26 protein-coding genes and 1 pseudogene are annotated in these 20,484 nt (G+C 53.2%); 14 read left to right on the top strand and 13 right to left on the bottom strand.

All coding sequences use genetic code 11. The annotated features are described in order from the left end of the window. The first annotated feature begins 24 nt into the window (after positions 1 to 24). From nthB to M2401_RS22935, 9 genes are all read left to right on the top strand, one after another. A complete protein-coding gene (gene nthB / locus M2401_RS22975) occupies positions 25 to 768 on the top strand; it encodes a nitrile hydratase subunit beta (protein ID WP_259106137.1) in 744 nt (247 codons plus the stop codon). A 56-nt stretch (positions 769 to 824) separates the two neighbouring features. Next, positions 825 to 1,448: a nitrile hydratase subunit alpha gene (nthA, locus tag M2401_RS22970; protein ID WP_259106136.1), complete on the top strand. Its 624-nt coding sequence runs from the start codon at positions 825 to 827 to the stop codon at positions 1,446 to 1,448. Between the two features lie 10 nt (positions 1,449 to 1,458). After that, positions 1,459 to 1,839: a nitrile hydratase accessory protein gene (locus M2401_RS22965; RefSeq protein WP_259106135.1), complete on the top strand. Its 381-nt coding sequence runs from the start codon at positions 1,459 to 1,461 to the stop codon at positions 1,837 to 1,839. Continuing rightward, positions 1,836 to 2,015, top strand: coding sequence for a CbtB domain-containing protein (locus M2401_RS22960; RefSeq protein ID WP_259106134.1), 180 nt, complete (start codon positions 1,836 to 1,838; stop codon positions 2,013 to 2,015). Before M2401_RS22965 ends, M2401_RS22960 begins: the two co-directional genes overlap by 4 nt. A gap of 25 nt (positions 2,016 to 2,040) precedes the next feature. Beyond that, positions 2,041 to 2,784: a CbtA family protein gene (locus M2401_RS22955; protein ID WP_259106133.1), complete on the top strand. Its 744-nt coding sequence runs from the start codon at positions 2,041 to 2,043 to the stop codon at positions 2,782 to 2,784. 93 nt (positions 2,785 to 2,877) lie between these two features. Next, a complete protein-coding gene (locus M2401_RS22950; protein ID WP_259106132.1) occupies positions 2,878 to 3,882 on the top strand; it encodes a GlxA family transcriptional regulator in 1,005 nt (334 codons plus the stop codon). Between the two features lie 247 nt (positions 3,883 to 4,129). Further along, on the top strand, positions 4,130 to 4,306 hold the full coding sequence (locus M2401_RS22945) for a rubredoxin (RefSeq protein WP_259106131.1): 177 nt from the start codon (positions 4,130 to 4,132) through the stop codon (positions 4,304 to 4,306). Further along, positions 4,307 to 5,470 carry an NAD(P)/FAD-dependent oxidoreductase gene (locus M2401_RS22940; protein WP_259106130.1) on the top strand — a complete coding sequence of 388 codons (1,164 nt, stop codon included), beginning with the start codon at positions 4,307 to 4,309 and terminating at the stop codon, positions 5,468 to 5,470. It begins immediately after the preceding gene. A 105-nt stretch (positions 5,471 to 5,575) separates the two neighbouring features. Then, entirely contained in the window at positions 5,576 to 6,346 is a 771-nt protein-coding gene (locus tag M2401_RS22935; RefSeq protein ID WP_259106129.1) for an MOSC domain-containing protein, read from the top strand. Between the two features lie 363 nt (positions 6,347 to 6,709). Here M2401_RS22935 and M2401_RS22930 read toward each other — a convergent pair whose 3' ends face one another. Next, positions 6,710 to 7,213 (bottom strand): HNH endonuclease family protein, encoded by a 504-nt coding sequence (locus tag M2401_RS22930; protein WP_259106128.1) that lies wholly within the window; start codon positions 7,211 to 7,213, stop codon positions 6,710 to 6,712. 269 nt (positions 7,214 to 7,482) lie between these two features. On the opposite strand from M2401_RS22930, the gene M2401_RS22925 reads away from it, so the two are divergent. Next, a complete protein-coding gene (locus tag M2401_RS22925) occupies positions 7,483 to 8,424 on the top strand; it encodes a cupin (RefSeq protein WP_259106127.1) in 942 nt (313 codons plus the stop codon). 37 nt (positions 8,425 to 8,461) lie between these two features. Here M2401_RS22925 and M2401_RS22920 read toward each other — a convergent pair whose 3' ends face one another. Continuing rightward, entirely contained in the window at positions 8,462 to 9,367 is a 906-nt protein-coding gene (locus M2401_RS22920) for a LysR family transcriptional regulator (RefSeq protein WP_259106126.1), read from the bottom strand. 206 nt (positions 9,368 to 9,573) lie between these two features. Between M2401_RS22920 and tnpB the strand changes: the two genes are divergently transcribed. Next, positions 9,574 to 9,801, top strand: a complete 228-nt coding sequence (gene tnpB, locus M2401_RS22915; protein WP_310504151.1) for an IS66 family insertion sequence element accessory protein TnpB — start codon at positions 9,574 to 9,576, stop codon at positions 9,799 to 9,801. A gap of 77 nt (positions 9,802 to 9,878) precedes the next feature. Here tnpB and M2401_RS22910 read toward each other — a convergent pair whose 3' ends face one another. Further along, a complete protein-coding gene (locus M2401_RS22910) occupies positions 9,879 to 10,823 on the bottom strand; it encodes a LysR family transcriptional regulator (RefSeq protein WP_259106125.1) in 945 nt (314 codons plus the stop codon). Positions 10,824 to 10,894: 71 nt separating this feature from the next. Between M2401_RS22910 and M2401_RS22905 the strand changes: the two genes are divergently transcribed. Further along, entirely contained in the window at positions 10,895 to 11,635 is a 741-nt protein-coding gene (locus M2401_RS22905) for an SDR family NAD(P)-dependent oxidoreductase (RefSeq protein WP_259106124.1), read from the top strand. A gap of 219 nt (positions 11,636 to 11,854) precedes the next feature. On the opposite strand, the gene M2401_RS22900 is transcribed toward M2401_RS22905, so the two are convergent. From M2401_RS22900 to M2401_RS22870, 8 genes and pseudogenes are all read right to left on the bottom strand, one after another. Beyond that, positions 11,855 to 12,685, bottom strand: a complete 831-nt coding sequence (locus M2401_RS22900) for a reverse transcriptase domain-containing protein (protein ID WP_259106123.1) — start codon at positions 12,683 to 12,685, stop codon at positions 11,855 to 11,857. After that, positions 12,657 to 12,761: pseudogene (locus M2401_RS22895) on the bottom strand (AAA family ATPase); the annotation flags it as partial. The pseudogene M2401_RS22895 and the gene M2401_RS22900, both read right to left, overlap by 29 nt. A gap of 119 nt (positions 12,762 to 12,880) precedes the next feature. Then, positions 12,881 to 13,291: a hypothetical protein gene (locus M2401_RS22890; protein WP_259106122.1), complete on the bottom strand. Its 411-nt coding sequence runs from the start codon at positions 13,289 to 13,291 to the stop codon at positions 12,881 to 12,883. After that, positions 13,278 to 13,658, bottom strand: a complete 381-nt coding sequence (locus tag M2401_RS34695; RefSeq protein WP_409033971.1) for a DUF6957 family protein — start codon at positions 13,656 to 13,658, stop codon at positions 13,278 to 13,280. Before M2401_RS34695 ends, M2401_RS22890 begins: the two co-directional genes overlap by 14 nt. 93 nt (positions 13,659 to 13,751) lie before the next feature. Then, the gene (locus M2401_RS22885) at positions 13,752 to 14,156 is read right to left on the bottom strand and encodes a DUF6957 family protein (RefSeq protein WP_259106121.1); all 405 of its coding nucleotides are present in this window, start codon (positions 14,154 to 14,156) and stop codon (positions 13,752 to 13,754) included. 362 nt (positions 14,157 to 14,518) lie between these two features. Further along, a complete protein-coding gene (locus M2401_RS22880; RefSeq protein ID WP_259106120.1) occupies positions 14,519 to 14,797 on the bottom strand; it encodes a hypothetical protein in 279 nt (92 codons plus the stop codon). 59 nt (positions 14,798 to 14,856) lie between these two features. Then, positions 14,857 to 15,231, bottom strand: a complete 375-nt coding sequence (locus M2401_RS22875) for a hypothetical protein (protein ID WP_259106119.1) — start codon at positions 15,229 to 15,231, stop codon at positions 14,857 to 14,859. 2 nt (positions 15,232 to 15,233) lie between these two features. Next, positions 15,234 to 15,962, bottom strand: a complete 729-nt coding sequence (locus M2401_RS22870; protein WP_259106118.1) for a metallophosphoesterase — start codon at positions 15,960 to 15,962, stop codon at positions 15,234 to 15,236. A gap of 172 nt (positions 15,963 to 16,134) precedes the next feature. On the opposite strand from M2401_RS22870, the gene M2401_RS22865 reads away from it, so the two are divergent. Next, complete coding sequence (locus M2401_RS22865; RefSeq protein ID WP_259106117.1) at positions 16,135 to 16,602, top strand: helix-turn-helix domain-containing protein; 468 nt, start codon at positions 16,135 to 16,137, stop codon at positions 16,600 to 16,602. Between the two features lie 419 nt (positions 16,603 to 17,021). Here the strand turns inward: M2401_RS22865 and M2401_RS22860 are convergent, their stop codons facing one another. Further along, the gene (locus tag M2401_RS22860; RefSeq protein WP_259106116.1) at positions 17,022 to 17,759 is read right to left on the bottom strand and encodes a hypothetical protein; all 738 of its coding nucleotides are present in this window, start codon (positions 17,757 to 17,759) and stop codon (positions 17,022 to 17,024) included. Then, positions 17,722 to 18,102 (bottom strand): hypothetical protein, encoded by a 381-nt coding sequence (locus M2401_RS22855; RefSeq protein WP_259106115.1) that lies wholly within the window; start codon positions 18,100 to 18,102, stop codon positions 17,722 to 17,724. Before M2401_RS22855 ends, M2401_RS22860 begins: the two co-directional genes overlap by 38 nt. A 1,337-nt stretch (positions 18,103 to 19,439) precedes the next feature. Here M2401_RS22855 and M2401_RS22850 point away from each other — a divergent pair. After that, positions 19,440 to 20,426 carry a hypothetical protein gene (locus M2401_RS22850; RefSeq protein ID WP_259106114.1) on the top strand — a complete coding sequence of 329 codons (987 nt, stop codon included), beginning with the start codon at positions 19,440 to 19,442 and terminating at the stop codon, positions 20,424 to 20,426. Positions 20,427 to 20,484: the final 58 nt, after the last annotated feature.

Genomic DNA, 20,484 nt, shown 5'->3' with positions numbered 1-20,484 from the left:
CTCATTCACACACTGGAGCGATTGATGAAACTACAACACTACCTCGGCGGCTTGGAGAATCTCGGGCCGGTGGACTTGGAGAAGCAGGTCTTCGTTCAGGCATGGGAGAAGCGCATCTTCGGCATTCACACCGTCATGATGGCCGAAAGCGCGCATCTGGTCGAAGCATTGCCCAAATACCCGGTAGACACGCTTCCCACAACATTCAAGAGCGACTGGACTTGGGCGTCGTTGCGCACCGGCGCAGAGGGAATGCAACCGTTCGAGTACTTTAAATTCCGTTACTACGAAAAATGGCTGGGCGGCATCTCCGGGTTCTTTGTAGACAAGGGCTATATCGGTGGTGACGAGTTAAAAAGCAAGGCTGACTTCTATCGTAAGGAGCCAGATGCACCGCTGCCGGACAAACCCAGTGCGCCGATCCGGGAGCAGATCGTTCGCTACCTGATGGAAGGTGATTCCGGGTTGCGTCCCTACGCAGATGCCCCGCTGTATGCGCGAGACGACACCGTGACGATCGCAGATCCAGTCGCAGTAGATCACACCCGCCTCCCCGGCTACCTGCGCAACAAACGCGGGAAAGTCGTCGAAGTCTATCCGGGAGCGTTCGCCTACTTCGTCAATACAGGCCTGGATGGCATTGGCGAGCCAATGCCGGTGTACCGAGTCGCCTTTGAAGCTGCGCAGATCTGGGGCGAGGAAAAAAGCGAGCCCAACACCACGATCTATGCGGATTTGTTCGAAGCCTATTTACAGCCACCGCGTTGATTTTTGAGTTCACTTCAAAACAGAGTCCGACGAATCGTTATTAAACGGAGCACTTCATGAGCCAACTCTTCGAGTATGAAAAACAGCGAGAAGCCGAAAGCGCAGCCAAAGTGCGTGCGCTAGAAGCATTGCTGATTGAGAAAGGTGTAATCGGCAGCGACTCAGTCGACACCGTTCTTGCCCACTTCGAAACCGTGGCAGGCCCCTTCAACGGGGCAAAAATTGTCGCCCGTGCCTGGGTCGATGCCGAATACAAAGCCAGGTTATTGGCCGATACGCCTAAAGCCATCGCTGAACTGAACCTGGCCCAAGGTATGGACGGCGCCGAGGGTGAGCACATGCTGGCCGTCGCCAACAGCCCTGACGTGCACAACCTGATTATCTGCACACTTTGCTCTTGCTACCCATGGCCGATTCTTGGCTTACCACCCTACTGGTACAAAGATCCGGTATTTCGTGCGCGTGGAGTACGCGAACCTCGCGCAGTGCTACGTGAGTTCGGCGTTCCAATCAGCGAAGAAACCAAAGTCGAAGTATGGGACAGCAGTGCTCAGATACGCTGGTTCGTGGTACCCGAACGTCCTGCCAATTCGGAGCACCTGAGCGAGGAGCAGTTGGCCAAGCTGGTCACTCCCGAATCGATGATGGGCGTAGCGCTGATCGAACTTAACGCCGCCTGAGGACTGCGCCATGTTTACGCGATTCGAAGAGTTCGCCGCCAACAGCATGCTCGGCCACAAAGACTCACCGCCACGCTCGCAGGGCCGCTTGCACTTCACTCAGGACTGGCAACGCAGTCTTTACGGGCTGGCACTTGCCTTGTCCAAGGCCGGTCACTTCGAGTGGGAAGCCTTTCGCCAGAACCTGATCGGGTCGATCTCGACCTGGGAGCAACTTCCCTGCGATAACCAACCTCCATGGGACTACTACGAGCGATATCTGGAGGCTTTGATCAAGGTGCTGCAGCAGCATTCACTGCTCGAAACGGGCGAGCTTCAGGCTCGGCTGACTGCTTTAAAACCTGACTCCGATTTAACTGAAAGCAACTCTAATCTGAGGAACATCGCATGAGCAGTACAGTACTTACGCACGCCTCCAGTCGTGCCCGCAGCAGTCAACTATTAGTGACGTTCGGCTCGATACTAATGGGCTTGTCGCTGGTGTATTTCGCCGGCTTTTCGCACCTGGATCTTATTCATAACGCAGCGCACGACACCCGCCACAGCTCGGGCTTCCCCTGCCACTGATTGACCTTGCCGGAGCACCTTAAGCATGTTCAAACGCATCCTGACCACCGCTTGTTATACCGGCGCCGTTGCCGCGCTTCTTCTGACGCTGCTACAAAGTCTGTGGATCTCCCCGTTGATTCTCCAGGCGGAAGTCTTTGAAAACGCGGAGGCGGCCCAAGAGCAGACTCAGGCACACCAGGCTCACGAGCATGCTGAGGGTGCACATGAGCATGAACATGATGCCCAGGCATGGTCACCTGAAGACGGCTGGCAACGCACGCTGTCGACCTTTGGCGGAGACCTCGTAGTCGCCATTGGTTTCGCTCTATTGCTCTGCGCACTTTACAACCTGCGCGCGCCGCCCAAAGCCTGGCATGGCGTGTTGTGGGGGCTGGCGGGTTATGCAACGTTTTGCCTGGCACCGGCTGCAGGTTTACCGCCGGAACTGCCGGGCACCATGGCCGCCGAGCTGTCCTCACGCCAGGACTGGTGGGGCGCAACGGCGTTGGCGACCGCAGTTGGATTGGCCTTGATTGTGTTTGGGAGGCATTGGCTGTTGAGTGTTGTGGCGGTGCTGCTAATCGCGGCGCCACACGTTGTGGGCGCTCCTCAACCGGCAGAACACCGTGCACTGGCACCGGATGAGCTCCAGGCACATTTCCGGATAGCTTCGTTGCTAGTCAACGCAGTCTTCTGGATGGCGCTGGGGGGCTTGAGCGCCTGGTGGTACTCACGTCAAAAGGACAGTTCTTCAGAGGCCTCCTCACAGGCGGTTTCATTCAGGTAACAGGCCATCAAAAAAGGGTTGCTAGATGCCTTGGTTTCTAGCGACCAACTCCACAACCTAGCAGAGGGGCAAAGGCGCCCCCGAGGATCGGGGATGAGAAAAATAATCGTTGGCCTGCTCGTTTTTCCGGGTTTTCAACTGCTGGACATCGCTGGGCCTAAAGACGCATTTGCTCAGGTCAAAGTCTTGAGTAATGGCGAATGTGAATACGAGATGCTCACCATCGGAACCACTCGTAGCCCACTCCTCTCATCCAGTGGCCTTACTGTAATACCCGATCGCACGATTTTTGATCCATGCCCGCATCTAGACACGGTCATCGTGCCAGGAGGTTTGGGTATTTTTGATGTTTACACCGACTCGGTTTTGTCCGACTGGCTTAAAGCGCAAAGCAAATCGTGCCGTCGACTGGCGGCCATCTGTAATGGGGTTTTTGCATTCGGAGCAGCCGGACTAATTGATCGCAAGTCAGTGACCACACATTGGATGGATGCCGTTCATTTGAGCGAGCTATTTCCCTCTGCCAAGGTTGATCCTGACCATATCCATGTGAAAGATGGAATCATCTACACAACTGCAGGTGTCACCGCTGGGATCGACCTGTCTTTACTGATGATTGAGGAGGACTTTGGAAAGCGAATGGCTGTCGACGTCGCTAAATACCTTGTGGTGTATTTGCGTAGAGCCGGTGGTCAGTCGCAATTCAGTCCCCTGCTCGAAATGCAAGGTGATGTGGGAACCCAGGTTCAAGCTATTCAGGAATACGTCCTCTCAAACCTGCATCTCGACCACACCTTAGCCTTATTGGCAGAACGGGCCCATATGAGTTCGCGAAACCTCTCAAGACTATTCACCAAAGAAACGGGGCTTCCTCCCATGTCGTTTCTGGCCGACGCCCGTATTGATGCTGTTCGTCGCCACCTCGAAGCAACGGAGCAATCCATCAAGGAGATCGCTCACAAATGCGGCTTTGATAGTGCTGACAGCCTTCGCAGAGTATTTCTAAAACGGCTTTCCATCAGTCCGATCGAGTACCGGCAACGCTTTCGCACCGGTGGATCAAATGTTGAGTCGGAAAAGCACGACTTCACTTCTTGATCATTTTTTCGATGACTCTCAGCCAAGCAGTCCGCCAGTTCTGCGGCAGAAAAACACTGCTGATTGGCAGGGTTCAGTTGCTGTTAAGAGTTCAGGGCATGCTGCAGAACGCTGATAATTGCGACCTCTTCGCAAGCCTCTGAGCGCCCATGGAGGTTATTTCCATGGCAGAAAACATCAAGCTCAAGGACGAACAAGGGCATCAAGCCGACCTGCGGAATTTAAAGTTATCAGCGAAAGGCGATTTATGAAAATTTGGCAGTGTGTAGTGTGCGGTTTTGTGTACAACGAACTTTTAGGTTTGCCAGGAGACGGCATAGAACCAGGCACTGCATGGGAAGACGTCCCAGATGACTGGATTTGCCCAGATTGCCAAGTGGGCAAGGCGGACTTCGAGATGGAACTTGTGCAAGGTGGGGTTTAAGTGAAACCGCTCATTATCATAGGCACAGGGCTCGCCGGTTACAGCGTCGCGAGCGAGTACAGAAAGTTGGACGCAACCCGGGAAATCGTGATGATTTCCGCTGACGATGGTGCGCAGTATTCAAAACCTATGCTGTCGACCGCCCTTGCGCAGAAAAAGACAGCAAGTCAGCTCGCAAACTCATCCGCCCAGGATATGTCGAAACGCTTGAATGTTGCCGTCATCCCGCATCAGCGGGTACTTAGCCTAGCGCCGCAGTCACGAACTATCAGTACGTCTATAGGCGAGTTTTCTTACGGGGATCTGGTGCTTGCCCTGGGAGCGGATCCTATTCCGTCGAAATTGCAGGGTGATGGGGCTGATCAGATACTGTCGGTCAATGATCTCGCTGATTATAGCCGCCTTAGAGCCAAACTGGAGGGAGCGAGACGGGTACTGATCATCGGCGGGGGGCTAATAGGATGTGAGTTTGCGAACGACCTTTTGGCAGGAGGGATTGTTCCACTCGTGGTTGATCCCAACCCCACTCCACTCGCAAAACTGACCCCTGAAGCTATCGGCAACTCACTCAAAGATGAGTTGGAGCGCGCGGGCGTCATCTGGCACCTCAACACCAAGGTCGATCGAGTAAACCTCAAACAAAACCAATTAACCGTGATGTTGACCAACGGGCTAAAGCTTGAAGTAGACGGAGTAATTTCTGCGATTGGACTCACGCCGCGGACAGAACTTGCCAAAGTCGCCGGTATCGCTACTGCGCAAGGTATTCTTGTAGATGCTTATGGCGAAACATCCGTGCCTGGAATATTTGCGCTGGGAGATTGTGCTGAATATCTCGATGGCCGATTGATGCCTTACGTGCGCCCAACATTGATAGCAGCGAGAAGCATAGCGGCCACGCTGGCAGGAACGCTTACACAGATCCACTTTCCGATCATGCCTATTACAGTCAAGACGCCAACGCATCCAGTTGTTGTCCTGCGGCCTGGTTTAAGCGTGAAAGGTGAGTGGTCAGTTTTCAGAGAGCTGGATATCGAACACTGGCTGTTCAGAGATGACGACAATCGCCTGCATGGATTTGCTGTAAGTGGTACGTCCGCGAAGAGTCATCCCAGCCTCACCCGGGAAGTAGGCTCAGCGTACCCAAAACCTCCCGCGGCGTGAACCACCGCCTGCGCGCAGCGCGAATCTCATCGAGCAGAGAAGACCTGATGAACTATCTATTTGCTATTTACTTCAGTCATATCGATTCGGACGGAGTTTGAAACCATGGGAACACTTAAGTCACTCTATAGATACCCACTCAAAGGGTTCAGTGCACAGGCTCTGGATGGTGAAGTTCTTACAGCTGATCAACCCTTTCCATTCGATAGATTGCACGCGTTGACACGGCCCGGCAGTAAAGTCGATCCGCAAGCCCCGCAGTGGGCTCACAAATCCAATTTCGTAATGCTTATGCAGGACGAGGTATTGGCCACCCTCGACACTGACTATGACGTGGCCAGTGGGAGGCTACAGGTGCAGCATCAGGGGCAGTTAGTGCTCGACGTTTCACTGAATGATCCCCAAGGCCGACAAGAGTTTGAGACCCTGATCACCCGTATGCTAGCGCCAAAGAATACAGCGCAGCCGATCTCCCTGGTCAGCGCTATGCCTGGTTCGGAGTTACATTTTATGGATAAGCCTGACGCAGTTATCTCGGTGATCAATCTGGCGAGTGTAAGAGCTCTTAGCCATGACTTGGGATGTGAGATCGATCCCATGCGCTTTCGCGCCAATCTATACATTGACGATGCCGAGCCATGGGCTGAGTTTGATTGGATCGGGCATTCGATTGACCTAGGTCAGACCCGCCTGGTCGTGGATCGGCGAAATACCAGGTGCGCGGCCACGAACGTAAATCCGAAAACGGCCGAGCGTGACCAAACCATTCCTAAATCGTTACGTAATCTCTACGGACACTGCGATATGGGCATCTACGTCAAGGTTGCTCGCGGAGGCCGGATCAATTGCGGCGACGAGATCAAGGTCACGATGTGAGTCTGCATGCGCCTTAAAGCCTTCCCCCAATGACTCACAGGTGAATAGAAAGGTTTCATCCTCAACTTTATCGCGCTGGAGGCATGAGCTCCAATTGGATACGCACGGCTGCCAGCACAGAAATGGCAGCCAGAATTCGTTGCATGGCTTTTGATTAAAGTATGCAGATCGTCAGCAGCGCAGTAAGTCCCTGCCGGGCCCCGTCCGGTAAGCGTTCACTAGCGCCCAATCCATTGAGTCAACCATGGGCATAACGGACAATCGGTGCCCTCCAGAAGGAGCACCAATCTTCTTCAGCGACGCTGGCAAATATTCCCTCCCCACTGGATCTCAACAAGAGGACAGCAGTGATCCGAGCATCACTTACTCATTGATTGAGCCAGTAAGCGGCCAATGATCCACTGCGAAATTTGCGATCCCCGCACTCCGATCCAAGATCGCAGTTCGGCTATACGCAGGTGTTTTTCCTGCATGCTCGGCTGCCAAAGCGAGTACCGATTGGAATCCTGATTTGCCGTAAAGCTTGTGGGTCGAAATTTTGGTCTCGACCGAGTTGTTGCTGCAGGCACTATTTACCCTTGTCTCAAGCAGAAGCAGGTTCCCGATGCGATGAACGTTCTCTTCATAAGACACTTCACTGTGGAATCCATAAGCCTTGATTCCAAATGAAGGCGACTGCGGAATGATGTGCTCGATGGTAATACCATCACGAACAAGGCTCGCCAAATCTTCAATGGCATAAGGCGCTTTTCTGCACTGCTCTTCCACCGACAGCAGGATGCGGAGGGTACCCGCATTGCTATACATGTCCTCATTGAGACGGCTGCGGAACTTCTCAGAAGGCATAAATCGTTGGCAGATGTTCATGAGCTCGTCCGCGACCTCGTTGTTTTGCAACGTCCCAAGGCCACGCACAGCCGACGCGGCGCGCGAGTGAGATTGAGCAGCTACTTCCGCATCACACTCACCCCAACCTTTAAAAGCCAAGATCGGGAGGGAATCAACACCCCTTTACACACAAGTGATGTGCTGGTGCGGTTATTCATAGCGCCGTACCGGACTCGTATATTGAATCCACCGTGGCGTGCTGGCTCCCGCAGCGTGCTGATGATGAGACCCCAAAACGAGACTTCATTATGAACAGTGCAATTCAACCGCATTCAAACCTGGAAGTATCTCCACATGAGATCGATGCCGAGTACTTCGAGTACAGCAAAGCGGCAAACCCGATCAGCGCAAACTTGATCACCCGCATCCCGTACCAGAGCTTTCCTGCCTCGCTCTATGATTCGGGCCCGTCTCGAACAGTTGCTCTCGATTTGAGCGAAAAACTACAGTGTGAAGGCCCGGCAACCGGCCCAGGTCTTTGCGCTAGTTTTATTCGACTAAACGCCGGTGATGACGTCACATTAGCGCCTAACGCGACCTCTCAGGTTCTGTATGTGATCGATGGCAGCGGCAGCCTTGCGTACGGCGAAGAGGCATTTGAATGGACGAAAGGTTGTTTTATTGCCCTGCCAGGGATGAAAAGCACAATCCTCAAGGCGTCGGCGGACGCGCGACTCTACTGGGTACATGATGAGCCTCTTCTGCGCTACTTAGGCGTGTGCAGAAGTGAAGACCGCTTTACCCCGACTCTGTACCCTGCGGATGTCGCATCGGCAAAGCTTCGTGAAGCCGCTGATGATCCGCGTGCACAGGATCGCAGCCGTATCAGCATTCTGCTGGGTAACAGTAACTTCCCTCAGACACGTACAGTGACCCATGTGCTGTGGGCTATGTACGGGATCCTTCCAGCCGGCTCGATCCAAAAACCCCACCGGCACCAATCCATCGCCCTGGATTTCATCATTGACTGCCCAACCGGGTGCTATTCGCTTGTCGGTACTGAACTGGACGAAAATGGCCAGATTCGCAATCCAAAACGCGTAGATTGGACACCAGGGCTGGCGTTCGTCACACCACCTGGCTATTGGCATGCCCACTTCAACGAGTCGGATCGCGAAGCATTTCTGATCCCGATTCAGGATGCAGGTCTACAGACATATCTGCGATCACTGGATATTCGGTTCAGCTAAATGGACTCCCGGTATGGCTAGCTCATACCGGGAACCATCACTGCCACAGAGGCGGGTCAACCACACGGTCAGCAATGAAATCGATGAAGCATCGCACCTTCGAAGAAACGATTCGCTTCGGGGGATATACAAACCAGACGGCGCCAGATTCCTGTGAGCCTTTGACCTCCCAACCAGACAGCCAGCGCACCAGTCGACCATCGCGCAAACTGGCGCTAGCAAGCCAATCTGGGAGCAATGCCATGCCCAACCCACTACTCACCGCAATTAGCTGAGCGTCAAGGTCATTTATCCAAAGTAAAGCACCAACGGGCAGCGAAACCTGCTCGTTGTCGTTGGCCCATATCAACCCCTCGGGGTATTCACGCCCGATGATCATCAGGTCGACGGGCAGTTGATCAGGGCAATCCGGTTGAGGATAACGAGTGGCAAACTCTGGACTTACACATAGGAAAGTCTTTACCTCAGCCAGCTTTCTCGCCTTGAGATTGGAGTTGGCCAACCTGCCAATTCGAATCGCAAGATCGATTCCAGTGGCGATCAGATCGACTTGTGACTCCTCAAGACTGAGATCCAGTGTGATGTCCGGATAGCGCTCGATAAACTCGCCTACTAGAGGGAGTATATGATGACGTGCGAAAGCAGGAGGAAGACTAACCTTCAACCTCCCTCTGGGATTTTGATTGAGGGCGGACGTTGCCGCCCTGGCTTCTGACAATTCAAAGAGGACTTTTTGGGCATGGTACAAGAACGTCTGCCCACCCTCCGTCAACGCGAGTTTTCGTGTTGATCGATTGAAAAGTGCAATGCCGAGATCTTGCTCCAAGTCTTTGATGTAACGCGAAACCGTAGAAGCTTTGATCCCCAAACGCTCTGCTGCTTTGGAGAAGCTATTCCCATTGGCAGACTCTACGAAAGCGGTCAGTGCTGCTAGGTAGTCCAAGTGCGCCTCTCTGGTTTGTTGGTGTCGCTAGCCCGTCTGTTCGGGCACTTGAGCCTTAAGATCGATTGGAAAAACCCGGTTGCTTCTGAGACCACAGCTTTTGTCATCTCGGAAGGGTATTCCATCGTAAGAGTTCAGTGAAGTCATGCTACGGTGGTGATCTGTTTTCAGTATCTGGTGAGCTGGCCGATCTCTGATCCACAAGGCTGCGCTCGTTTCGTACGCTGTCTTTTCCAACGATTCGCGTTGATGCCATCTGGCTCGCCACCGAACCCTTGGACATGCGTGCCGGCACCGAGACTGCGTTGGCCAGAGTAGTCGCGGTGTTCGGTGCGGCGCAGCCGCATTGCGCTTACCTCTTTGCCAACCGCCGGGCCAACCGCATGAAAGTCCTAGTGCACGACGGCGTCGGTATGCGACCGAGTTACCAATGATGCAAACAGATCATGTCGACTCTGCGCGGCAGGTACGCTGTATTTCGTATCTTTTCACCGGGAAAGCGGTTACCAGCCTAGGCGGGCAGCTGCCGCTGAATGGTCAACCTTGCTCTCATAAAATCAATGAAAGCGCTTAGTTTGCGTGGGATATGCATTCGGCTTGGATAGTACAGATGGAACGGCGAGACGCTGGGCCACCAGGGCTCAAGCAGCGCTATCAGTTGCCCGCTAGCGATCTCAGCTCGTACCTGGGCTTCAAACGCACAACCGATGCCGGCTCCGGCGCGGATTGCCTGCATCAAGGTGTCTGCATCATTGCTAATCAGTGGGCTGGGAGGTTGGATTTCGATTAAACGGCCATCCTGACTGTATTCCCATCGGTAAACGCCGCCAGCCAAACGGATATTTAAGCATCGATGCAGGCGCAGATCCTCAGGCGTGCGCACGAGATCGCGATCTCGCAGGTAACTCGGTGCTGCGAAGGTAGCTATACGATGACTGCCTCCCATGGGTAACGCGACTACGTCCTGCGCAAGGTTTTCGCCGACCCTAATGCCGGCATCAAAGCCACCTGCCACCAGATCCAGCAGTGCGTTGTCGCAATGGATATCCAGGGTGATGTCAGGATAGGCGTCCATGAACGCCGCCAAGTGAGGCGTCAGGACAATGTCCGCAGCAGTGCGGGACACATTGAGTCGCAAAAGGCCGGTAGGTTTATCTCGTAGTTCGTTTACGTCTTCGATGGCTGATGCAAGGGTCGCAAGCCCCGGTTGCGCGCACCCCAAAAAACGTTGACCAAGCTCGGTCAGGCCTACTTTTCTCGTGGAGCGTTCGAGCAGTCGCACGCCCAGCCGGCTCTCTAGTGTCCGCAGGGTTTGTGAAAGAGCCGAGGGCGAGATACCCATCACTACAGCCGCTTTGGTAAAGCTTCCGTATTTTGCGACCTGGGCAAAGGCGGCGATGCCGGACAAGAGGTCTGGCCGAATAGCATTATTGTGAAGCAAAGCTTCATATTGCATGCCGATTGCGCCTATTAATAAAGGGAGTGATCGAGCCTACCATGGTGCCTACATTCACAGGAGCGCCATGTATGGGTAAGTTAGAAGGGAAAGTTGCCATCGTGACAGGGTCTTCAAAAGGCATCGGTGCAGGTATTGCCGAGCGGCTGGCGGCGAATGGTGCAAAAGTCATCATCAACTATTCACGAAGCGTGGAAGACGCCAATCGCGTGGTAGAGCGTATTGTCGACGCAGGCGGTGAAGCCATCGCGTTCAAGGCTGACATCTCTCGTCCCGCAGATATCGGGCCTTTGATCGACTCGGCTGTTCAAGCGTTTGGCAGGCTGGATATTCTGGTGAATAACGCTGGCGTATATAAACCTGACTCACTCGACGAGTTGAGTGCTGACAGTTTCGACGAGCATTTCAACCTGAACGTACGCGGGCTGTTGCTCACGACACAAGCAGCTGCTCGGGTAATGAATGCCGGCTCAGTCATCGTTAATATCAGTTCTGGCCTGGCCCACAGTCCTTATCCGCAGGTGCACGTGTATTGCGCAACAAAAGGAGCGGTGAACACGCTGACCCGCTCCCTGGGCATGGAGCTAGGCCCTCGGGGCATTCGTGTTATGGGCATCGCACCGGGGTTTGTTCATACAGAAGGAAACGCGGAGTCTGCACGAGGCATGGATGAATTTTTCATCGCCAAAACCCCGCTGGGCCGCGTAGGCAAGCCTGAGGACATTGCAGCGGCGGTAGCGTATGCCGTATCGGAAGATGCAGGCTGGGTAACGGCTACCACGCTTGATGTCGCTGGCGGTATGACCTTTTGAGATTGGCCGATTTCTGCCCTTCGTCCCTAGCATCAAGTTTCGCTAGAATACCTAGCCCTCCCACTACATTTGAGCTTTAAGATCGATTGGAAAAACCTCTGTTACTTCTGAGGCCACAGCCTTGGTCATCTCGGAAGGGTATCCCATCGCAAGAGTTGAGTGGTCGCGGTAGGGACGGCAGTTACCTGCCGCCCCCCGCACAGATACGTACGTGCGGAACTACCGCATACGGCTCCTGCCTCGGGTATGTGACGCAAAGCGATACTCAGGGTAAGGATGTGCATTTCTAGGTCTCGGGATATAGAGATCGGCAAGGCGTCCGTAACGTGACCATTGAAGCCGATTACGCTGGCTGCGACGCTTAAGGGCTTGCCGCCAGAGACGGCACACCGCCAAACGAAAACCGCCAAGACGTATCAGGTTCCCCGGTACCGCGTGGTAATTGAAGGAACCGCTCACCACACGTTTGAGCCATTGCCCTTGAACCCGGACAAGGTCATGGCGCCGGCGACTCAACTCCTCGCGGATAGCAAGAAGCGTCGCACGCATACGCTTTTTGACGGTCAGTCGCAGTACTTGGAAGTCACCGCGTCGGCTGACACTACAACAGTGGGTGAAACCCAGGAAATCAAAAGTCTCCGGTTTTCTCAAACCTCGTTTCCTGCGATTCGTCACAGCAAAACGACCAAACTCGATCAGTCGTGTTTTCGAGGCGTTGAGCGATAGGCCGAACCTGGCCAACCGTTCCTGCAACTGCACCAGAAACTGCTGAGCCTGCACTTTCGTCCTGAACCCCACCACACTGTCATCCGCGTAGCGCACGACAATCACATCGCCACGGGCGTGGCGCTCGCGCCACTGCCTTGCCCATAGATCCAGCAAGTAGTGAAGATAGATATTCGCCAGGAGCGGCGATGTCACGCACCTTGGGGCGTCCCCTTGGTCGCAGCTATGTTGGCGCTGATTGAAACTGATCCACCCTGCCGATTGAAAAATGACCCAGGGCATTTTCCGATGGGAATCAAAATGGCTCATCGTCCTCAACTGCATCTTCTTCCTTACGCTTACGTTCTCGTGTCTTGATCTTTGTCTGGTCAGCCAGGGTGCTCTGCTGCAGACGGTAAGTGCCTCGACGCCAACGAACAGAAGCAAGCTTTCTTGCTCATCATCATGCTGCGAAAACCTAACCGTCTTCAGTTGCTACAATTTGCACAGTGATGGGGGTAGCAACGAACGCGAGTCTGGTCACTCTTGGATGAAGGTATAACCGCTCTCCCCCTCTGGATCTTCATCCGGCGGCAACTCGGCATGCAGAGAACAGCGGACGGTCAAATAACGGAGTCCACCAAGCAATCCTGCCGCGCCACAGATTTCGCAAATAGTTAGTGACGAATTCTGCGCAGCATCCACAGTTCGTCGACAAAGATCGTCGCCGCCGTTGTAATGAAACCGAAGCCCTCCCCATTTCTCTTTGATGCGTACCACCTTTAGTGGCTCGATCTCTGGGTGTTCCCGCAGATACAATGCTAACGTTTTGCAAAGCTCATTCAGCAAGTCGAGCCAACCCGGCAGGCACGCAATCTCTCTCAGCGCAGGATCGTCGAGCAGCGCTGGATAACGCGTACGGAGCAACGGCAACAGATCATCGTCGGTCAAAGCTTTCTCCGGGATCAATGCCACATCGCCGCGCCAACGCCCTAACGGCCTGTTCGTCTGCCTCTTTGCATGATCCTCGACCCGCGAGAACAAAGAGCATCTCGTCGCTTTGAAAGAAGCAATCCTCAAAGCACCGCTGATACCCAGACAACACACCAAATTCGTTCCCGGTGGGCGCGCCGACTACAGTATTTGCGTACATAACCACTGGCTTTAGTCCGCGACTTTTGAGCAGCCGCTTGGCATCCAGATCGAGCCCGACCTGAATAATCATCCAATGACGGACAATGCAGACCTGCTGCCCTGCGAACATCTCCGACGCCGCCTGTAGTAGCTGTTCGTCGTCTAGGCCCGAGCCAAATGCCATATGAGCCGGAGACCACAGCAAGTCTCCTACTAAATCGGTATCCGAATCGTCCACCTTGCTCGGCGTTATTTGTATCCCACCCACGCTTAACACTCACTCAATAATTGACAATATCGTCTTGGCGCTCGCCCTCTTCCGCTGACCATTACCCGCCAGCAGATACGTCGTATTTTTGGTCTCAAACAGATAGCCGAGCCGGAAAGCACGCTGAAAGGTACTTCGAACCCAGTCGCCTGCCTGACGCTTCCCTGCGCTATGCACTCTCACGTCGGATGCATAAAGCACGCAGGGAGAAAATCCCGCGTTGGCAAGCTCGCGTCGATAGTTATCGTCGACGTCAATCTCGACGAGGATCCACTGCTTGACTACGCAATAGGCTTTGCCATTGAAATTCAAAATAGCTTCTGCTTCAGCCTGCGCTTCATTGCCGTCGAAGCCACGGATCGCTTCCCCGGGGCCATAAAGCAGCTCTGTGACAGCCGTCAAAATCTCACTCATAAGTTTCTCACGCAGATAAATGCCTCGATCTCTGCAAGGGCCTGCAAGCAGGACATTCCTGACGCCCGTGACTGCCTAAGGCTGCTGGCGATGCGGACGGCCAACGCTTCGCAGTCCGTCAAAAGCCAGGAAGGCGTACTCACAAAAGTGCGTCCACTGCATGTTGGATTCCTGACGAGGTTGGTCGCGTGACGACGGGCTTCTACATAGCCTGGCTGACACAAAACCTCTTCAGGCTCAATCGACACCCGGCCATAGCGGAACGAAAGTGTTTTGAGGACTTTCAACGCTGTGACCGCCATGTCGTCACTAATAGGCCTTGGTTCCCAAAACATGACTTACTCACTCCCTGTCTTTGGTTATCAGTGCACCCGGCCCGAAAACCGAGGCCCAAATCCGTCACCTGCCCAAGTGCATACGACGTAAACACTATTGAGCGTCTCCAAGAGCACGTAACCCTTCACCACTGGCTTACTCAAAATGTTTGAGGTATGAATTCCGTTGCCATGATTGAAGCGTCTGAATCGATCGGCGAAAACATTGCCGAATGCGACCCGCCCCTCCAATATGACGTTGCATAAATAAGCCGTCACCAGCCGTCCTAAATCGATGTTCATTGCCTCGATGACTGCATTGGGCATGGCTAGAATTTCCGTCTCCAGAAATACGTTGCTGTTCAAACCTTCCCTTTTGAGCACCATCATTGCACCGAAAAAAACGGGCCGACCGCGCCGTTTTCGTAAAGCCAGTGAGCGATCACGTATAACCCTCCGCCACGCGTTTGGACGACCGAGTAGCCGTTGTATTCAAACCATCGCTCGACAGGTGGTGTGTGCGCTGGCAGCCCCTCAGGAAAGCGGTGCCGATGGTCGCAAAAAATCAAACCGGTCATGACAGGTGGTCGCTCTAGGGCGCACACCAAGAAGCCTACGATTGCTGGATCCGGGATCGCTTCTTTTGCTTTCAAAATCACTCGTGGATATTTGGAAAATCGAAAGTCCTCCAAGCCCGCTCCGAATGTCTTTATCCGATACGAGGCGTAGCCTGAAGACTGCCCGTCAGCCGTTGGCAACATGATCAGACCTCAACCACGAAATCAGCACGAAACCCGGTGTGCTCGTTTGGATAACCGCGAGGATTTGAAACAACGCGACACCCCGCGAGCTCAACATCGACTGCTCGATGCGTGTGCCCAAAAATCCAGGCGTCCGCTTTTCCAATCAGCTCAGGCCAGCTATTTGAATAAGCTGCGAGCAGGTGATCGTCATGTTTTTCTCCAGCGACAATCGGTACCGGCGCGTGGTGAGTGATGACTACAGTCTTCCCCTCAAACGGCTTTTCCAGCTCCTGAGCTAGCCACGCCCGAGCCACGTGATTTCTTTCGATGAGGTCGTCCGGGCGTAGTCGGCGGTAGCTCGCCTCGGCACGGATTACACGAAAATCGTTCATCCATTGCCAAGCCATGCTACTGCCCGCCACGACATCACCAGTGGAGCTGAAGTCAGTCCAGGCGGTTGTGCCGAGGAAACGGGTTTGCTGCCAAACAAAGCTCTCATTTTCCAGGATATGGACGTGCGGAGCTGCGGCCTCGCGCATTTTTACGAGTGTGCGGTCGATGTGCCCTTTGTAGAATTCGTGGTTGCCGCAGACGTAAATCACGGGCACGGAAAACGTTTCGTTTGCCCATTTCGCACCTCGTCCCTGCACATCGATATCTCCAGCCAGGATGACCAGGTCTGCTGAAATCGCCGGTGGGCTGAACGGTGAAAACTCATTGTGCAAATCCGACCAAATCTGGATTCTCATAACCTTGCTCGATTCGATTAACGCCTATATTGATTGAGCTACGGGTCGCAACCGCACAATCCCAGAAGCTCATAGGGCGACCGAATCATAAACCCAAACAACCCATTATTGCTATTAATTGATATTTATCGGTACGCAACCGCTGTGGCCCTATCCTCAGTTTTGGACAGACATGTCGCTCAAGATCGAGATTGCTGCAGCGCTCAGGGTTATTCGTCGCTTGAAAGGCCTGGGCTACGAAGATCTAGCTGAAGCCAGCGGACAAGCCAACATCAGCCTGCTTGAGCAAGGCAAAACCAACATTACCCTCGACAAGCTCATTAAGCTTGCCGGCGCCCTCGATTTCGACCCTGTCACTCTGTTGGCGATTTGCATCGCGATGCAGAGCGGGAATCCGCCACGTGATGTACTTGAGGAAGCTACTCGTCAGCTCGACCGATTTGAGATGAGCGGAGGCCTTACCGGCATCGAAAAGCAGTTCGACGGTAAGAACCTTTCAAGAAGATCTCGCGGAAAGCCGGCGAACACAGAAAATGCTACAGCCGTCCTGAAACTCAAGTCGCAAGGTATGAGCCAGGCCGCCGTTGCGCGGGAGTTAGGGTTGGCTAAATCGACAGTGCAGAGGTACTGGCAGAAATAGATGGAGGATCAGGAACGGTGCGCGCGCTGTGGAGCGTTTCGGCATATCGCGCATAGCTAAGCGTATGTTCGTTTGAGGCCATTGTGCCGAATGAAGATACGACGCTGCTAAGCGATTAATCCTGTTCAGGTTTTAGATAGCGCTCCCTTTGGTGCGTCAGTATGAATGCAAAGCCGCCCCAACTATCGGTTGGAAACTGTCTCACTTGGGCACAACGCAGACGGGATTAGATGAATTGCCATCTCAGAGCACGGTCAAATTCAATACTAAGCATTTACTGAGAGAAGGTTGATTCGTTCAGAGGGTAGACTACCGATCGTAACGACAGTAATCTCATCAGAGTGCGTGTGGTCGCTCAAGCTTAAGGTTGTGCTTGAAAAGCACAACGCTTAGGCCAACGTTTCATGTGTTATGAGTTCTTACCTTGCAAATCTAGCCCAAAACGTCACGACATCAGCAGGTGTGGAGTTGAAGAAATTAACTATTTGATGTGCTCTTCGAGCGGTTTCATACTCTAAAAATAATAACCTACCTCTCTCCGGATCCATCAACACGCCCTCTCCAAGGAAATTAAATCCATAATAATCCGAATGTAAATTCTCAAACTGATCCTTATACTTAACAACTAAATACATATCAACACCTAAAGAGAAAGATTTATCGCCAGCGCTAAGGGCATCGTAAAATTCTTCCATCCTCCAGGGCATAAGCTCAGATTTTTCGATAAGCTGAGAAAACATTTCCCCCTTATCTTTTTCGGCTGTATAAATATAATCCGGCAGATAATCTTCTAAGGCTATGGACGCCTTATTCAAATGTTTGTTTTCTGACTCAGCATTCTGTAGCGATATTCTTCGCATCTCTTGTATTTGCAAGAAAGCTATGGTGGACGAAGAGAACTCACGAGCACTATCACCATCGTTAATCACAACAAGCTCTGGTTTCTGCAAAGGATCTCGCGAGTGCAAATTTTTTATCCTCACCCGCATATGAGGGACATATGGGATTGCAGCAATTTTCTGTGCTTCTCTAGCCAGCACCAACTGAGCTTGAGCTATTTTATTGGCGTTAATCGAAACTGAGACAGCCATAATTCCTAATAGACAAGAAGCAAAAATCTCAAAAAATATTTTGTTTCGCGTTAAAAAATCTCGCACGCCTCATCTCCACGTCAATGTAAAAATTACCAACTGTACATATTGAAAAAAGCCGCGTTTCTTTGCTCCCGATTTCCTTGGTGGGGATGTCACTTACAAGCGCGTCAGTCAAAGGGAAGAAGTCCCATTCAAAAATGCCATCGCGCTGCCAACGTGCAATATCGACGAGAGTGCACTCCGGGACTCTCATCTGCTCAGCCCGCAGCGGAATGGAGTCGGTGTCCCTAGAGGCTCTTCTAGCCGCTTTGTTTGGCTCGATTGAGTCAATGCGGGTTTGCCAGTCCGGATCCTGCGCCGACCATATCAGTACTGCATCGGGGAACACAGCGCCCGACATGTTCATGTCAGGCGTGCCGCTGTAAAACCTGACACTGGGTGTGGCGCCGAAAACGCCCTGAATAAAACGTTTGGCATCGGCAGGCCAGCCCCCGAAGAGGTAAAGCTGACCACGAGATCAAGATCGCCACACGTTAGTGCCCCCGAGCGTAGGAGCCCACCGCCCATAGCTGGTTTACCACCAGATGACACGTTGCAGTGGTGCCATACGTTTCGTAGGACATGTCACGAACCGACGCTTCATCCAAAGCTCTACAAATACGGCCGAGTTGCTTGGTGAATCTTTCTCTAGGGTGACGCTTTTCATCCGTGTGCAATGCGAAGTCTCTTTGAGAAGGTATGCGTGAGGTTGATCGAGGGCACATCCATTAAGCGGTGCTGACGGAGCATTTTGAACTGTACAGCGGTGTGGTTTCTCGTATCACGCAGGCGTATTCGAGTTCGTTTTCCGCAGATCACTGTCTTCTTCATCACTGAAGAATTCAGTATCAATAATCGTCAAAATCCTGCTCCTAGCATTGATTCAACTGCATTGAACTGTGGCCTGATCAACCACAACAACCAGCGCTCTCGAACGAATCCTGAGATTTTCCAGAGTAGCGATCGTACATAGATGACTCAGTTGCTGGCGGCGCGAAGCAGATATCAGTGCAGGCCTTTCGCCGCGCCCGATCCCTACCCTCGCAAGAACGATCCAGGTAACGCTGCCGACGCCAATTCAACATTAAAGTGACATCATGATAATTCGCGCTCGGTGCAGATGCCACACGTCCTAAGCATCATCCGCAGTGCCACCATGCAGCTTCTCCACGTCGCATGTGTTGGGTTGCTCCGCAGGAATATCTGCCTTGCACTCGCTAGTGCCCATATCCCGAAGGAACCTCAAAGTCCCAAATCGCCGGCAATTCGATTATCAAGTACAGCAGCTGAGGCCAGCGAGCGCGCGATGAGGTAACGCTGCAGGTAAGCAAACAGATGCACCCTGAGAGGCGCTCTAAGCGACACAAAGTCATCCCAGTCCTTGGGGGACGCTCGAAGCCCTGCTTTCTGAAGCGTCTTTTTGACCTCAAAGACAGCTACCAAAAAAGAGACTGGCCCAGGCAGCCGTTGCAAAATTCGTAGGTTGCTATTTTTTTCAGCCTCTCGCGAGATAGCCCAACACGCCTCCTAGCTGAAAGCCCTTAACCTCAAGAGCCGGTGCTGCCGCCTCGCCCTATCAACGATGGCGTATGATGACTGCACTCAAAATACAGCCAGATCAGCATGCGCAGGAATGCCATGGGCCTGTTGATCCTAAAGCGCATTGTTCAATAATCGTTGGTTGGCCAAGTGGTGGATCTAAGGATGAAATGGAAAGCACGAACCTTGGAGCAGCTTGCAGACATGATCTGTGGCGAAAACACTAAGGAGTATTTTCAATACTTGAGCGGCCCTAGGCTGACACGCTTCTTCAGGGATGCCGACACCGATTTCGTCCATGACGGCACTACGCGTCGATTCTGGGTTGCAGACGTGCTGCAAAAGATCCTCGACTTTCCCTCGGCGAAATCCCAAATGCCCTCGGACGCCATGCTTAGGGTGATTCGGGTGCTCATGGACAGCGAGGATGCCTTTAACGAAACCACTCCCCGGCTGTTGGCGCTCAAGGCCCTGAATGGTGCGATCAAGCGCGAAGGGTTTGAAGCGTTTTATGCTGATGACGACCAGTGCTACCTCAGGCATATCGGTACTGGCGCAGTTGCAAGCGCATCAGCGAACCCCCACCGCCCTCTCACGGCTGCAGAGACCGAGAAGAAAGCCCGACTGGTTGAGTACCTTGACCAGTGCTCCGAGGATGAGCTGATTGAGGTTGCCCTGCTCCCACTACTCCGTCAACTTGGCTTCGCCCGGATCACCTCAGCAGGCCACAAAGACAAGGCCTTGGAGTACGGAAAAGACATCTGGATGAAGTTCGTCCTTCCCACCCAGCATGTATTGTATTTCGGGATTCAGGTGAAGAAGGGCAAGCTGGATGCATCAAGTGTGAGCAAAGGCGGCCAGGCAAATGTTGCAGAGATCCACAACCAGGTGCTGATGATGCTGGGCCATGAAATCTTCGATTCCGAGCTCAACAGAAGAGTACTCGTCGATCACGCCTTCATCGTTGCGGGTGGTGAGATCACCAAATCGGCTCGCAACTGGATCGGCAATAAGCTAGACCAGTCCAAGCGCAGCCAAATTCTTTTTATGGACAGAGAGGACATCGTCAACCTTTTCGTCGTGTCCCCTCTCATCGTCCCCAGAGTGCCGCATAAGTCGTACGATCCGTTCGACGAAGCAATCCCGTTCTAACTGTTCACCGAGGCTGAAAAGCCCAGCGGGTACCGCAAGGGTGCCGGGAGGGATGACG

It is taken from the genome of Pseudomonas sp. JUb42, from assembly GCF_024807945.1.
Taxonomy (GTDB): domain Bacteria; phylum Pseudomonadota; class Gammaproteobacteria; order Pseudomonadales; family Pseudomonadaceae; genus Aquipseudomonas.
The sequence above is the reverse complement of the archived record's forward strand: the minus strand, read 5'-3'. Positions and strand labels throughout refer to the sequence as shown.